The following is a 13922-nucleotide window of genomic DNA, read 5'->3' on the forward strand; positions in this document are numbered from 1 at the left end:
CTTGTTGGGTTTGAATTGTTATAAGAGTATCTGTTGTATCGGCCTGTAGTACGACAATTTAAGAGCGGTACAAACAGAACCTGTTGATCTTTGCTGCAAAATTGTACAGCAATGATCAACACGCTCTAATAACAGCCATATCTAAAACTATTTTACGCAGATTTTTCCATAATTGTGAATGTTATCTTTGCCAACCATTAATAGACAAAACAGCATACCTGCTCAGAATTAAGGTAGTCAGGTGTTGCGCTGGATTTTAACGTGGCTGAAAAACAGAAGCGTGGTGACAAGCAATAACGGCAGCAATGCAATGAGAAAGGTATTGGTAAATGCGATGTCTAGTTGCTTAGATGATGCGTGAAACAAGCCAGGGTCTGGCAATTGATTTGAAAATATTGCACCAGACAATGCCGTGCCTGAAAGAAGGCCAAGTTGCTTAATAAGATTAATGAGTCCAGCAATTTTCCCTGTTTGGCCTTGCTCTGCGGCGAGCATGATCTGGCTGTAACACGCTGCGAGATAGAGTTGCCTGCCACACGCCATGACTACCAAAGATAAAGCATAACCTGTCATGGCAATAAGCGGTGGCATAAATGCATAGCTCAAAGTGCCAACACAGAATACACAAAGCCCCGTGATTAACGCCTGGTGGGTGCCTGTTTTGTCTACCAGTTTTCCAGCCGGAACTCCTATGATTGCTGAAGTTATGGGGCCGATGGCCAACATAACTCCCACCCACTCAGGCGCAAGGGCTAAACGCCAGGTCAGATAATAGCTGCCAATGATAAGTGTGGACATGGCCGTCGCATCAATCAAAAAACTGCCCAGTAAAATCAGGTTGCGCTGTTTATTACAAAATAAGGCTAAGGGGAGTAATGGGGATTTAGCCGCGTACTGCGCTCTGATAAACATCAACAGGCTCAATATGAACAGTGCCAGATATTCATGGTTCAGGTTATGAGTGGTAAGCAAAACAAAGCTTGTGCAGGCAATAATCAGGAAAGTGGAGCCGGTCCAGTCAAACAACTGCTTTGGGCTGTGTTGTGATCTGTGGGAGGACGGTAGCATAAAGTGGCAGATAAACAGGCCAACTAAAGCTATAAGTGCGAGCAGCCAAAATACTGCGCGCCAGTTGCTAAAGTACAATAAGGCACCTGCGATAACCGGCCCGATTGCCGTGCCTGTGGCTGTTGCTGAGGCCATTAACCCCATTGTTTTTCCGTTATGACTTTGTTGTGAGTATTGTTTCGCAGCAGACCAAACCAAAGCCAGCATGACAGCAGTAGAAATGCCCTGCAGTATTCTAAACAGGACTAAAGCGAATATCGAAGGGGATAATGCGCACCCAATTGAAGACAGGAAGATGCCAAAACAACCCAACATCAAGGATTTGTTGCTACCATAGTTATCGCCAATACAACCGGCAATAAGCACCAACGACGTGGTGGCAGTCAGGTAAGCCAGTTGTACCCAATTAAGTTGATTCACTGGTGCGTTAAACTCAACAGCAATCTGAGGAAGAGCAACATTTATCATGCTAACCGCCATTGCAGGCAAGAGCAGTAGGAACGCCAGGGAGAAAAACACCGCCTGGTTGTTAGTGGTCATAAGTATCAGCAGTTGCAAAATTTGGGACTGGGAAATAGTATGCAACTTCAAGTTAACTTTAAGTCAAGAGGCGAAAGATGAGGACCATAGATATTGCCCAATTAGCAAAAAAATCAGGCATTCCGGCATCGACATTGCGCTACTATGAAGAGAAAAACATGATCCGCTCTATTGGCCGCAATGGCCTGAAACGGGTTTATGATGAATACGTGTTGGAGCAGTTGCAGTTTATCGCTTTGGGACAACGTGCCGGGTTTTCACTGCAAGACATTCAGTCTATGTTGGTGACAAAAGGTGGCTTTGAAGTTAACCGTGACATGCTTTCACAACGAGCAGAAGGCATAGCCCGTGAAGTTAAACAACTGAAAGCGATTCAACGGTGTCTGGAGCACGCCGCAAAATGCACTGCTGAACGGCACTCGGAATGCCCCAAGTTTCAACGCTTGTTGTCCGTAGCGGCAAAAGATGCCGCCAGAAAAAGAAAGTAATGGTGCTATCTAAAATCGCTTCATGCGCCCTGATTTTATTTCCTGTTTAAAGTCACAACTGGTGAATCTGAATTGCATAAAGTTGTCACTGAGGCAGTGAGTATGGTGAATATCACCAGGTAAAAACACCCGGCAGTCTCCCGTAGCCAGCACTTCTTTGCCTCGATTTACTAATTGTTCGTTTCCGTTGTTGTCAGTGAGAATCTTATAGGTGTTCATGGCTATAGTTCCCGATAGTACTGCATACAGCACCCAACCATTGCCATGATCATGTGGCTGACGGTAAAAATCAGCCGGTTCGTGATGGGCCAGCAGCATAAATCTGTGTTGCTCACTTTCATACAGCGTTTTTGCAGCAGGTTTTTCGTTAAATAGTGCGGCAAGCCATGGTTCTTTGGGGGAACTTTGGGTTAACGCCGTCAAGGCTGACTTTAAGCGATTGACATTGTCGCTGTTTAATCCGCTCCAGTTGTTTTCCGCCTGATGGATAAACTGTTCAAGGCTGCTTACTTTTTTAGGCTCAAGGCTGTTTTCTAATTTAGGCTCAAGGCTGTTGTGTTTCATAAATTGTATCCTTTTGAATTAGGGGAATTCAGAGGATAAAACTTCAAGTTAACTTTAAGTCAAGGGATTGTTTCGGTGTTTTATTTCAGGGTCACCATCGCACTTCGATGATGTCAGTTTCGGCGCTTAAGGATTCCACCAGGATGATATTTTGCTGGGACGGATTGATGTGAAAGTTCAACCGATCCATTGCTGGGTGAAGTGGTGCACTATGGCGACAGGGTGACTATTGAGCACCCAACGGCTTGTCGCACTTTACCCTGGCTGGTTTGGTGTTATTGGTATTGTGAGCTGAGCTTGAGTAATTCAACTGGCTGCAATGGGGTTTGGTTACGGTTTTAAGTCTTGTAATGACTGAGCTTTATAACTTTTAAGGCTAAAAAATTTAATCATTGTTTAAGTTGAAATGCCCGTTTTTCTTCTTGATAGTCCAAATTGGTACGTCTATTTGTAACTCTCAGGGGGACCAAATGTCACACATTTTATAGGTGTTTCATAAAATGTGTGACGGTATTTAATTAGAAAAACAAGTTGTAAATAGATTCAAGAATAGTCACTTTGCTTGGTGGATCAAGTGGTGGCTTCTTGCTGCCTCCTGCTTGTACAGAGGTGCTTGCCAGTGTGATTGTTAACGCTGCTGCAATGATTAGTTTCTTCATTATTGATTCTCCGATTTTTGTATTAAAAAAATGTGGCACATTTGACACAATGGAGATTATGAAGATTTCTTCGCGTATGAGCAATTTTTGGGCTAAGCTCGAAGCTCAATTGATTTTAGATGTCTTAAGCTTTCAATGATAATCATATAGATAATAAACAGTGAAAGCCCTTGAGCAATGGGAGTATTTGCGTAATAAATGATGGTCATTCTTATATCCAGAAGCTCTCTGACATAAAATTCCAGTGTAAGTGCCGTATGAAGTGCAATAAAGCAAGCGTTTGCTCGTAGTAGCATGAGATCCAAATCTAATGGTTGACCTCTTTTACCTGTTAAGTTTATTTGCCAGAAGACCCGTCTTCGAAGGGCGTATCGAACCATTATCGCTGCAGCCACCATTTAACAAGAGAGAAGAGTGAAGGGGATGCGGTCTGTGGAGAAATACCAATAAATTTCAACAGCAAATGAAAAAACAAAGAATAACACTCCAATCCATTTCAATGCTCCACGGGCAAATGAGTAGCTGCAGTATATAAAGAGCAGGTAGGCTGGCAGTTTAAACCATATTTCGTTTTGCAAAGTTCGCCAAACTAACTCTTCCATTCCTCTTTCGACAATGAATATGAGGCAAACTAACACAAGATCTTTGTTGCGCCTGAAGAATAAGGATACGGCAATAAACGTGATGATGATTATTGGATCAAATAAGTTCTCTTGACCAAAAAAATATGCCAGTGCGAGGCATATTATCGCAAAGATGACACCTGCAATTGTCTTCTCAGCAAACTCGAAAAGCATAAACTAAATGAGTTTAATGTTAAGTTTACGCAGTATATGAGTATGCCATTTTTCTTTTGTTTGTGGTTTTGCAGTCGTCCGGCAAATTTCCCACCAACGATCTTCTATGTCTGAGGTAAGACTTTCGATCTGTTGAAGGTAACAGTTCTCTATACCTACCAGCGTTTCTCGCGAAATAGATAGTCTTCCAGCAAGCTGTTGCTGTGTAAGACCTGCGTCTTTTCTAAGTTCTCTTAAAATCGCTGATTTTTCTTGGTGTTTAGCGCTGTTACTTTTTAATGCCATGATGATATGAAGCGAGTATGCTATTTCGAGTTATTATTTTCCCATAGTTCAAAACTGTAACACACAATCTGAAATTTAAAAAATTAATGATGGTTCTATTGTTTCTCTATTGTAACAGCCCGCTAATTACGCACGAAGTTCCTGATATTCATGGCGAATTTTATGGGTGAAACGAAACACGCCATTCTCAAACATGTGAGATGGCTTTGTCAGGAAAATTTTGTTATTAATTGGGGCAGGGCAAAATCTACTCAAAATTTGGCTAAAACTTACCTGACGTCCAGGTTAAACGCCATAAGTCAAACTGACTGCAAGAAGGAGAAAATAATGTCAGATAATCAAGAATCATCGTCAGAGACTCAGTCATTGTCGTTAAAAGACGATGCTGCAAAAACAAGCGCTCTGGTAGCTTACGGCCTTATGGTGGTTGGATTGTTCACCGGGATCTTCTGGATAGTTGGTGCTGTGTGGGCAATGGTTAAAAAGGAAGAAGCACAAGGTTCATTGTTTGAAGACCATTATGCCAACATTATAAAAACCTTCTGGTGGGGACTTGGTATTTCCATTGTGGGGTTTTTATTAATGGTTATCATTATCGGTCATTTTATTTTGATGGCAGTGTGGATATGGTCGATTTACCGAATCGTTAAAGGTCTTGCCAGGCTGACATCAAACAAAGCCTATCATTCGTAAGCACACCATCAGTGTACAGTACACAATCTTTACCGGAAGGTGGTATGGCCTAAAAAATCCAGGTTGTCTGGACTTTAATCACAAACACGCCCGGAAATGATACAAACTAAAGTTGGCAACTTTAAAGTGGGTGTCATGCGAATTCACAAAAACCAGCTTTTCTCCGACTGGCTTCAAATATGCGGGGTTTGAACCGAGTGAAATGTGCAGGAGATTAGGTCGTAATTGTACGAATAAAATACATGGGTTAGTCTTGGATTAAGTTTTTCACTTTCAACCTGATTGTTATGAACAAGCACGGCAATAATCCTCGTCCTAAAGATATTGAGCTTCAGGATATAGGGGCGCAAGTCCGGAACCGAAGCAACACCATCTATCAAAAACCCGCAGATCAAAAGCAAGGTATTCGTAACAACAATGGTGCAATGAAACCCAATTCTATCGGTCAGAATGCGCGCAAAAATGCGCCTCATGAGATGGAAATGATTGAGTTGCCGAAAATGAAAATGCATGGTGTGGCGCAGCAAATGCGTAATACAACGATGCAAAAAGTACATGCCGAAATTGGCAGTAACCGCAGCCCGATGATGGGAGAGGCCAATGAAAAACGCAACATTGGCTTAATGATGCGAGACGCCAGGCTGGACTATCAAATCGATCGTTCTGGCGATCATAAAGGCTTTTTTGGACGGGCCGCTAATTCCGGTAAACAGGCATTCAAAGACCTCGATAAAGTGAAAACTGCCGTTACATTAATTCCGGGTGTAGGTCTTATTAGTAATATCCGGGATGCATACCATTCCAAAAATCGGGCAAGTAGACTTTCCACCCAAAAAGAACAGTTTAACAAAGAAGCCGCGCCATTGTTTGAGACGGAGTCTAATCGGCTAAAAAATGCTTCCACTTTTTCCGCCTTAAAGGTGGCCGATCCTACCCCTTACGGTCTGTTTTCTAAAGGCGTTGTTTATGGCAATACGGGTAAAGATATCGCGACGGATAAATCCAGAAACCAACGTATTGATGCCTCCATTTTGCAGCAGCGACAAAATGAACCAATGTTGCCAATTGAAAGCCACAATGACAATCAGGCTAAAAGACATAAATTTGCGACCCAACAAAATCAGCAACTTTTTGATCTCGCTGTCAATGATCGCAAAGCCAACCAGGCTGCACGTAATCTGTTGACCAGTGCTTTTGTCAGCAATGCCAGGGGGCATCAGTCAGAACTTAAGCACCACAGCAAAACCTTAAGGGGCGTAAAAGGACACATAAGCCCCCCGCAAGGCGTCGATACTACGCCCAATCTCAAGCCTTCTGAAGTTAAACGTCAGATACAAAGTGAGCAGGCAATTAAAAACCTGAGGAAAAAGTAAAATTTCTGAATTGGTTTTAGTCGTAAACCAGAACAGTTTATTGGCAATTTGTTGAGGCACAGAACGGACATCACAAGTGCTTGTGGCACAAATGTGGCACTTTGTGCTGTTTGTGAGAGGGCATTGGTAGTGTTAATTTTGGGGTAAAGCCCTAATTAAGCGGGGCATGCTGAAAAATGGTGGCCCCACCTGGACTCGAACCAGGGACCTAACGATTATGAGTCGTGCGCTCTAACCAACTGAGCTATAGGGCCATTTTCTTCTTTGTCGCACTAGTGTGCGTTGTAACCATCCATGGTGAGCCATTCCAGCTCAGACTTCCTGTCTTCGCGTAAATTTCTCTCGACGTGATGTTAAATCACCTCTCGTCCTCTTCGAGGACCGAAATTTACCCAACTGAGCTATAGGGCCATTTCTGAATCGCTTATTGAGTGGGAGTGGTTCCCGTTAAGCGCTGCGCAGTATAGCAGTTTTATTTTTGTTGTCATTAGTTTGTCAACAAGTTGCTGCCAACTGCGCATTTTTACGGCAATTTAGCCGATTTTAATATTGAGCCTTCTGCTTAACATTATCAGTGTTCCGCCAATTAGGTACCACACAGGTAAACTGCCACCACCACCAGAAGATGAGGGCGGAGGTGTTGCCGGAGGTGGCGTGGTGGTTTGCGTCGCCTCTACTGATAAGGTGATTTGTTGGCTGCTTTGCACCGCAAAATCATCACTGGCGGTTACCTGAAGTTGTACTTCTTCCGCCGGCATGGTGAAAAATACATTTTGAGTGTCACTGTCGTTGAGTGTCACTGTGGGGCCGGAAATTTGTGTCCATTGCCACACCAGCACGTCACCTTCCGGGTCCACGCCATCGGCGCTGAGTTCAACTAACGCGCCCTGTTCGAAACTCAACGCTGACAATTCGTTGACCACCGGCGGCAAATTGCTGTCGTCATCGCGAATAACAATAGTGATACTGCCATTACTTCCAATAAAGTCCTCATTATCTGCACTGAGTTGTAGCACATAATTTTCAGTTGTTTCTGTGTCTTCGTCGTTTACGATTTGAAACTCAATAATTTTGCTTCCGGCTTCACCATCGGCCCAGGTCAGGCTGCCGGACGTTAGTTCCAAATCACTTTGTGTACTGTTGGTGAGAGCGTAGTCTACGGTAATACTTTGCTCGCTGCCGTTTAATCGGTTTAGTGTGACCTGTCCGCTGCCCTGAGTTTCCAAAACTGTCAGGGTGTCACCAGAGAAGCTGATATTGCCGTAGTTGATAACCCCGGGTATTCTGATTTCACTCAGATAGGTATCACCCAAAGTGGCACCATTGGTGGGGTTCATCAGGCGCAGGAACAGGCTTTCACCGGGTTCGCTGGTGTTTTCGTCATCGAGTGCGCTGATGCGAATGGTGCGACTGTCGTTTTCACCTTCGGCCCAGTTTAGGTCGTCCATATCAATCTGATAATCATTGCTGGTAGTAGTACCGGCAATTAATTCAACACTGACACTGGCAGCGCCGACAAAGTCTTTGATAACCTGAATTTCGATACTGTTGCCTTCTTCTACTGTCACTTTACTGGTACTAAAGCTGAAACCGCCGCTGCGGGTTTGGTCCCGTAGTACGTACAGGCCGCTGTTTATGTCACTAACCAAAATGAGGCCGCTTGGCAGGTAGGGGTATACGCCCCAGGCGCCGTTAAATGTGCTGCCATCTGAAATGGGGTAAGTATCGAAAAAACCGACGGTTTGCGGGTTTGTGGCATCGGTGATGTCTAAGATGGTTAAGCCACGTTCGTAATTAGACATGTAATAACGATTACCGCGCACAAAGCCGTTGTGATCGATTGCTTTGGTGGTACCTGTCCAGGTGCCAACTCGTACCGGGTTACTTAAGTCTGTGATGTCGAATACATACAGGGTTGAATTCAGGCCGCGGTTGCGTTCGTCCAGTTCATCGTGAACAAAGATATAGTTGCGATCTTCGCTCCACCAACCTGAATGCACATAACTGGCTGTGTCGTAGGTGGTGGTGGCCAGTTGCCTTGCATCATTGAGGTTGGTGTGATCCCATAAACGAAACTCCGCCTCGTTAAAATCCAACATCAGGGTACAACCGTATTGGTTGGCATTAATACATTGGGCCTGGCGTTCGTCGGTGATGTTTACTGATGAAGCGTCATGGGTGTACAGCAATGCATTCGCCATGGTTGGGGTGTATGCCGCCTGAGGCTGTGTTGGCTGCTGTAAAGAATAGGTGCGCATCGCACCATTGTAATTGGGCTGACCAAGGATATGTAAGCCTGGGCTGTTGTTGAGGCCGATATTTAAGGTGTAATCCACATTACTGATATACACATTATGCGCACGGGTATCAGTATTGGTGGTGTTGGCAACGGTCAGGCTACTGGGCAGGTCATTTAAATCTAAAATGGTCAGGCCTTCAGTGGCATTGTCTGCCGTCAGGTAGGCATAGGCCTGCCATAACCCCCGATCTGAATCGAAGTATTGGTACACCTTGACGTCGCGCCAGGTCGTGGCTTGTTGGGTAATTTTACCCACGACTTCGGGATTCTCAGGGTCGGCCAGGTTGACCACTGATACACCGTTGCGCAATCCAATGATGGCATACTCACAACCGGTATTGAGATCCACATGACCCCAGATGTCATTTGCGGCAGTATCTGGAAATTCTGACAAGGGTACATGGCTTACCAGGTCCACGCTGTTGCAGGCAAACTGATCGGCAGTGCCGTTTTCACAGGTCAGGCTTTGTTGCCGTTGTGCCAATGCTGCGAGTTGTCCGTTGGCTTTTTGTAACGCGACGGAAAATTGCTCTGATTTGCTATCCGCAATTACCTGAAAGCCTTTTTTCTGTGCCAACGCCCGATACTCAGGCGGCACACCAAGCAGTGTGGTTTGGTTTTTGTCAGGGGCGTGTACCTGGTAATGATCGGTGGTACTGTAACCGGCAAAGACCGGGTTGATTAGGTCTTCCAGATGCAATAAATCAGCCGGCGACGTTACCTGATAGTTGCCTTGCGCCACCAGAATTTTGTCGCCCTTTTTGGCCTGAAGCTGAGCATAAGCAATGCTTTGACAAGGACGAAAGCGATTGGCGCAATCGCCGCTGTCTTTACCAGACTGAGCCACAAATCGGGCTTTGTCGTGTTCAGAGTGGGCTAGTGCAGAAGGGGGCACCAGACTAGTGGCGAAAAATCCAGCGACAACCCCGGTGACAACCAAAGTACGCAAGTTTACTCTGTCCCTCCAGCGTCGCTGCGTCTTAGTGAATGCCGGTAAATAGGTGAATGTTGTCATAACTTTACTGTCCTTCTGAGTGCGTTAACCGCAACTGAATACCAGTCTCGTACCAAAGGCTGTGCAGTCTTACCTATGGTCTATATACTGTTCGAGTTTGTGTTAGGCTGTGGGCCGCCATCAATGCGTGTTTCCCACACCTTGTATTACTTTAAGATAGTCAATTTATCAGGAATGTCAGTGAAGGAAAAACTTTTCGCAGCAGTCATGGTTAGTTTATTACTAATGGTTTCTGCCTGTAATCGTAAACAAGACAACACACAATTGCAGGTCGCTTTGTGGTATCAGGGAGCGCAGGTTAACTGTCAGGCTATACCAATAGATAGCAACCCTTGGCAACTGGATACACTGGCATTTTACCTCAGTGATGCGAAGCTCGTCTCTGCTCAAAGCAGCTATCCGGTCAGGTTTTACAGTGACGTACCCGAGTTACAACTGATCCGATTAGATTCACACAACTGCCTGGGGCAGGTGACGTTGCGAACAGAAAAACCCTTCTCCTTCGGGGATTCTCTGGCTTTTACTTTGGGCGTGCCGTTTGATGTGAATCATCGCAACCCGGTAACCCAACCTATGCCGCTGAATATCCCGGACATGTTCTGGACCTGGCGCAATGGCTACAAGTTCCTGCGCCTGGACATGCACACCGAAGGTGATAACTGGGCGTATCATTTGGGCAGTGTTGGTTGCCTCTCTGACAGTGCCGTACGTGCGCCAAATTCCTCATGTACGCGACCTAATCGTCATCAGTTCCACCTGACAATACCCGACGCACAGTCATGGACATTGGTGCTGCACCTGGACAGGCTGATAGCAGATATGAGTCTTTCACAACAGAACCGCTGCGTAATGCATGGCGAGACTGAGCCGCTATGCGAGCATTTGTATCGCAATCTGAGTGCAGCAAGTCCGTCGATATTCAGTTTGGAACCGGTGCAGTGAGCTTAGGCCGGGTAATATTATTAATTTTTTTGTTTTGCTGTCTGACTGCATGCCAGAAAGCACCGACACCCTGGCAGTGGCAGATACCTGACGGGTTTCCCAGGCCGCAGGTGCCTGACGATAATCCGATGACTGCGGAAAAGGTTGAACTGGGCAGGCAACTCTTCTATGACCGCAATTTATCCGCTAATCAGGTGCAGTCCTGTGGCAATTGTCACCAGCAGCAGTTTGCGTTCAGCGAACCATTGCCTCATTCCAGTGGCAGCACCGGGCAAAAGGTACGACGCAACAGCATGCCTTTGGTTAACGTTGCCTATAATAGTCATTTAACCTGGGCCCACAGTGAGTTGACCACTTTGGAGGCACAAATTCTGATCCCCATGTTTGGCGAAGAGCCAATTGAACTGGGAATTACTGGCCATGAAAATAACGTATTAGCCCGATTTGACAATGATAAATATCGACCACTGTTTGCCGCGGCTTTTCCGGGAGAATCCCTCAGTTTCGAGCTAATTGTTAAAGCCTTAGCCAGCTTTGTGCGCAGTCTGACGTCATTTAATTCCGCCTTTGATCGCTACGCCTACTATGGCGAAGACGACGCCCTGAGCGAATCCGCTTTACGCGGGATGGAGTTGTTTTTTTCTGAACGCCTGGAGTGTCATCACTGTCATGGCGGTTTTAATTTTAGTCAGGCCAGTAAACACGCCGGACAGGCATTTGATGTAACGGCGTTTCACAATACCGGTTTGTATAATGAAGATGGCGCGGGTGCCTATCCTTCCTCTGATATGGGCTTGCTGGAGATCAGTCTTAAACCGGAACATATGGGACAATTCAGAGCACCGACGCTGCGCAATGTCGCGGTGTCAGCACCTTATATGCACGACGGCAGTGTTGCAACTTTGCAAGAGGTGATTGCGATTTATGCTGCTGGCGGCAGAGGCGAGGGCATAAACAACCCGTTGAAAAGCCCGTTTATGCACGGATTTATGCTCAATACCCAGGACTCGCAAGATTTACTGGCGTTTTTACACAGTTTAACCGACGAGGATTTTTTAACCAATCGACAGCACGCTGATCCCGGTGCAGAACCATGATTTCAGTCAGCCTTTAAACTGGCTTTCTACCCGAAAGTGTTGATCAATAGTGACATAAGGTGCGCCGGTTTCGGCGATCCATTTTTTGCCTTCTTCCTCACCTTTTAACATGGTGATGGTGGCAAGAGTGCCGGCCACAATGCATTGTTCCGCCCAGACACTAACCCCGGAAAGACCGTCCACCGGCCAACCTGTGATTGGATTAATGATGTGACTGTACTTTTTATCGTTCAGCACAAAACAGCGGGCGTAATCACCACTACTGGCAAGACCACCGGAGTGCAGCGCAATTTTCGCAACAGGTTCTCCTGGGATTGCCGGATGGCTGATCCCAATTTCCCAGGGTTTGCCATCAGGATGCGGACCGGCTGCAGCAATATCGCCGGCCAGATCTACCAGTCCGTGGCGAATTCCTACTTCGCCAATAAAGTTAGCCAGTACGTCTGCAGCGTACTCTTTTACGATACCGCCAAAGTCCAGTTCCATGCCGGCAACGGGTAAGCGAAAGGCCGTTTGCTCCATTGGTAGCTTTGCAAAACCGATTTTATCCAGTGTGCGGTTTATGTCTTCCTGAGAGGGGATTTGGGGATTTTTGAAATCCCAGATTTGGTGCAACACGCCTGAGGTAATATCAAACAATCCGTTGCTTTCCCGGTGAGCAATGGTGGCGTATTGCATCAGTATCCAGGTTTCAGTGTCTAATTCAAAAAGCTGCTCACTGCCAGCCGCCTTATTGATTTTGCTAATCAGGCTATCTGGTTGGTAGCGAGAATATTTTGCTTCCAGTCGGGCCATTTCTTCTACACAGGCGTTTTTGGCCTGGTTGAATTGTTGCTCTGAATCGCAATAAAAACTGAGTGCGCAGGGGGAGCCCATAGCCTTAAACTGAAAGTCAAATAAATCCATATAATCTAAAACGTAAAATCGACACCAACGCTGATCAGGGTGAAATCCAGCAGAGCAGGGTGTTCACTGTCAGCATCTGCTAAAAAGTGACCGCCACCGCTGGTGTATTTCTCACCACTGAGCATAAGTGCCCAATTTTCAAAAGCCTTTGTTATTTTTAAACCATAGGTTACTGCACCGTATTCTGACAGTCTATAGTCGGTAGAGTAATTTCCGTCGGCTCTGACTTCAGTGTGGAAGGTTTCATAAAAAAGGCGGCTGACTGTTCATAAAGTCGAACTGACGGCACAATTTGAATGCCAAAGTCCCAATTTTGGTACCAGGCTAAATCCAGCGTGTTTGAGCGTATATCCCAGTCATCGTCGTAGAAACGGTAATCCACATGGAGGGCCGCATTAACATCATCAAAAAAGTAGCGGTTTTGCACCGCCAGGGTTCGGGATATACGTTTGTCCGGTCGGGCATCGCCAATCAGCGCCCCTTCCACAAAGACCTGTTTGTAAGGATCGGACAGATAACCGCTTTTGCGCGATAATCCAAGCGCGATTTTTAACAGCCAGTGCTTGTTCATGATTCTGGCATAGCTTGCCAGGTAGGAGTTGCTGTGTTTGCTTTGTTCTGATGCCGGTCGGGTTCGGTAAATCTCGGCATCTACCGGGTTAATATCGTCGTTGCTGACATCCGCAGAAAATGCCCAGGTCGTGAGCCGATCGTCAGATTCTTTTGCATAGCCAACCGAAAAACTTTGGCTTTCATAGTCATCTTCAGAAGAACGCGCTGCGCCAAGGGTCAGTACATCTCTGTCCAGGGCTATCTTAAGAGACGCAGACAGATCTCTGCGGGTATCTTCGATAGACGCGCCACTCATGACTTGTTTAGGCGCTTCTCCTGGTAACTGAAAGGTATACCAGGGCGAAGCGCCAGACATTTTTTCGTGTTGAAAATCCACATTCAGTTGGGTGTTATCGCCAAGCGGTGCCACCAGACGAAATTGATTCACTTCGATGTCGTAGCGTTCGTATTGCTGGTTTAAGACGTTTTCCACCGGGACTGCAGATTCCTGGTAATTATAGTGGCGCACACCGAGTTGAAAATCCTGAGTAATTTGCTGGGCCTTTGCCTGCAAGGCAGGCAGGCAGGCCGCCGCAGTGGACAAAGCCAATAATGCATTGTTGTTCATGCTTGTTATCTCATCT

Annotated in this window: 11 protein-coding genes, 1 tRNA gene and 1 pseudogene; 6 read left to right on the forward strand and 7 right to left on the reverse strand. The window is 46.0% G+C overall.

Annotation, left to right across the window (positions count from 1 at the left end):
• Nucleotides 1-237 precede the first annotated feature (237 nt).
• Nucleotides 238-1608, reverse strand: a complete 1371-nt coding sequence (locus tag LJ740_RS00190; protein WP_229526998.1) for an MFS transporter — start codon at nucleotides 1606-1608, stop codon at nucleotides 238-240.
• A 77-nt stretch (nucleotides 1609-1685) separates the two neighbouring features.
• On the opposite strand from LJ740_RS00190, the gene LJ740_RS00195 reads away from it, so the two are divergent.
• Nucleotides 1686-2096 (forward strand): helix-turn-helix domain-containing protein, encoded by a 411-nt coding sequence (locus LJ740_RS00195; protein WP_267498119.1) that lies wholly within the window; start codon nucleotides 1686-1688, stop codon nucleotides 2094-2096.
• Between the two features lie 9 nt (nucleotides 2097-2105).
• Here the strand turns inward: LJ740_RS00195 and LJ740_RS00200 are convergent, their stop codons facing one another.
• Nucleotides 2106-2660 carry a cupin domain-containing protein gene (locus LJ740_RS00200; RefSeq protein WP_229526999.1) on the reverse strand — a complete coding sequence of 185 codons (555 nt, stop codon included), beginning with the start codon at nucleotides 2658-2660 and terminating at the stop codon, nucleotides 2106-2108.
• A 558-nt stretch (nucleotides 2661-3218) separates the two neighbouring features.
• On the opposite strand from LJ740_RS00200, the gene LJ740_RS00205 reads away from it, so the two are divergent.
• A complete protein-coding gene (locus LJ740_RS00205) occupies nucleotides 3219-3458 on the forward strand; it encodes a hypothetical protein (RefSeq protein ID WP_229527000.1) in 240 nt (79 codons plus the stop codon).
• 661 nt (nucleotides 3459-4119) lie between these two features.
• Here the strand turns inward: LJ740_RS00205 and LJ740_RS00210 are convergent.
• Complete coding sequence (locus LJ740_RS00210) at nucleotides 4120-4401, reverse strand: helix-turn-helix transcriptional regulator (protein WP_229527001.1); 282 nt, start codon at nucleotides 4399-4401, stop codon at nucleotides 4120-4122.
• Between the two features lie 327 nt (nucleotides 4402-4728).
• Between LJ740_RS00210 and LJ740_RS00215 the strand changes: the two genes are divergently transcribed.
• Nucleotides 4729-5094 (forward strand): DUF4870 family protein, encoded by a 366-nt coding sequence (locus LJ740_RS00215; protein ID WP_229527002.1) that lies wholly within the window; start codon nucleotides 4729-4731, stop codon nucleotides 5092-5094.
• Between the two features lie 287 nt (nucleotides 5095-5381).
• Nucleotides 5382-6467, forward strand: coding sequence for a hypothetical protein (locus LJ740_RS00220; protein WP_229527003.1), 1086 nt, complete (start codon nucleotides 5382-5384; stop codon nucleotides 6465-6467).
• Nucleotides 6468-6644: 177 nt separating this feature from the next.
• Here the strand turns inward: LJ740_RS00220 and LJ740_RS00225 are convergent.
• Nucleotides 6645-6721: transfer RNA gene (locus tag LJ740_RS00225), tRNA-Ile, on the reverse strand.
• 279 nt (nucleotides 6722-7000) lie between these two features.
• Complete coding sequence (locus LJ740_RS00230; RefSeq protein ID WP_229527004.1) at nucleotides 7001-9781, reverse strand: choice-of-anchor B family protein; 2781 nt, start codon at nucleotides 9779-9781, stop codon at nucleotides 7001-7003.
• A gap of 180 nt (nucleotides 9782-9961) precedes the next feature.
• Here LJ740_RS00230 and LJ740_RS00235 point away from each other — a divergent pair, with 180 nt between their 5' ends.
• Nucleotides 9962-10723, forward strand: coding sequence for an MbnP family copper-binding protein (locus tag LJ740_RS00235; protein ID WP_229527005.1), 762 nt, complete (start codon nucleotides 9962-9964; stop codon nucleotides 10721-10723).
• Nucleotides 10654-11820, forward strand: coding sequence for a methanobactin export MATE transporter MbnM (locus LJ740_RS00240; protein ID WP_229527006.1), 1167 nt, complete (start codon nucleotides 10654-10656; stop codon nucleotides 11818-11820). The genes LJ740_RS00235 and LJ740_RS00240 overlap by 70 nt, the downstream gene beginning before the upstream one ends.
• 6 nt (nucleotides 11821-11826) lie before the next feature.
• Here LJ740_RS00240 and LJ740_RS00245 read toward each other — a convergent pair whose 3' ends face one another.
• Nucleotides 11827-12726, reverse strand: coding sequence for an FAD:protein FMN transferase (locus LJ740_RS00245; RefSeq protein ID WP_229527007.1), 900 nt, complete (start codon nucleotides 12724-12726; stop codon nucleotides 11827-11829).
• A 161-nt stretch (nucleotides 12727-12887) separates the two neighbouring features.
• A pseudogene (locus tag LJ740_RS00255) lies at nucleotides 12888-13906 on the reverse strand (DUF3570 domain-containing protein); the annotation flags it as partial.
• Between the last annotated feature and the right edge of the window lie 16 nt (nucleotides 13907-13922).

The sequence above is a fragment of the Planctobacterium marinum genome (assembly GCF_020687805.1).
Lineage (GTDB): Bacteria > Pseudomonadota > Gammaproteobacteria > Enterobacterales > Alteromonadaceae > Planctobacterium > Planctobacterium marinum.

What these genes read in the sequence shown, in the direction of transcription:
- LJ740_RS00190 (WP_229526998.1), bottom strand. Translation starts at nt 1,608, where the DNA reads ATGACCACTAACAACCAGGCGGTGTTTTTCTCCCTGGCGTTCCTACTG.
- LJ740_RS00195 (WP_267498119.1), top strand. Translation starts at nt 1,686, where the DNA reads ATGAGGACCATAGATATTGCCCAATTAGCAAAAAAATCAGGCATTCCG.
- LJ740_RS00200 (WP_229526999.1), bottom strand. Translation starts at nt 2,660, where the DNA reads ATGAAACACAACAGCCTTGAGCCTAAATTAGAAAACAGCCTTGAGCCT.
- LJ740_RS00210 (WP_229527001.1), bottom strand. Translation starts at nt 4,401, where the DNA reads ATGGCATTAAAAAGTAACAGCGCTAAACACCAAGAAAAATCAGCGATT.
- LJ740_RS00215 (WP_229527002.1), top strand. Translation starts at nt 4,729, where the DNA reads ATGTCAGATAATCAAGAATCATCGTCAGAGACTCAGTCATTGTCGTTA.
- LJ740_RS00220 (WP_229527003.1), top strand. Translation starts at nt 5,382, where the DNA reads ATGAACAAGCACGGCAATAATCCTCGTCCTAAAGATATTGAGCTTCAG.
- LJ740_RS00230 (WP_229527004.1), bottom strand. Translation starts at nt 9,781, where the DNA reads ATGACAACATTCACCTATTTACCGGCATTCACTAAGACGCAGCGACGC.
- LJ740_RS00240 (WP_229527006.1), top strand. Translation starts at nt 10,654, where the DNA reads ATGCGAGCATTTGTATCGCAATCTGAGTGCAGCAAGTCCGTCGATATT.
- LJ740_RS00245 (WP_229527007.1), bottom strand. Translation starts at nt 12,726, where the DNA reads ATGGATTTATTTGACTTTCAGTTTAAGGCTATGGGCTCCCCCTGCGCA.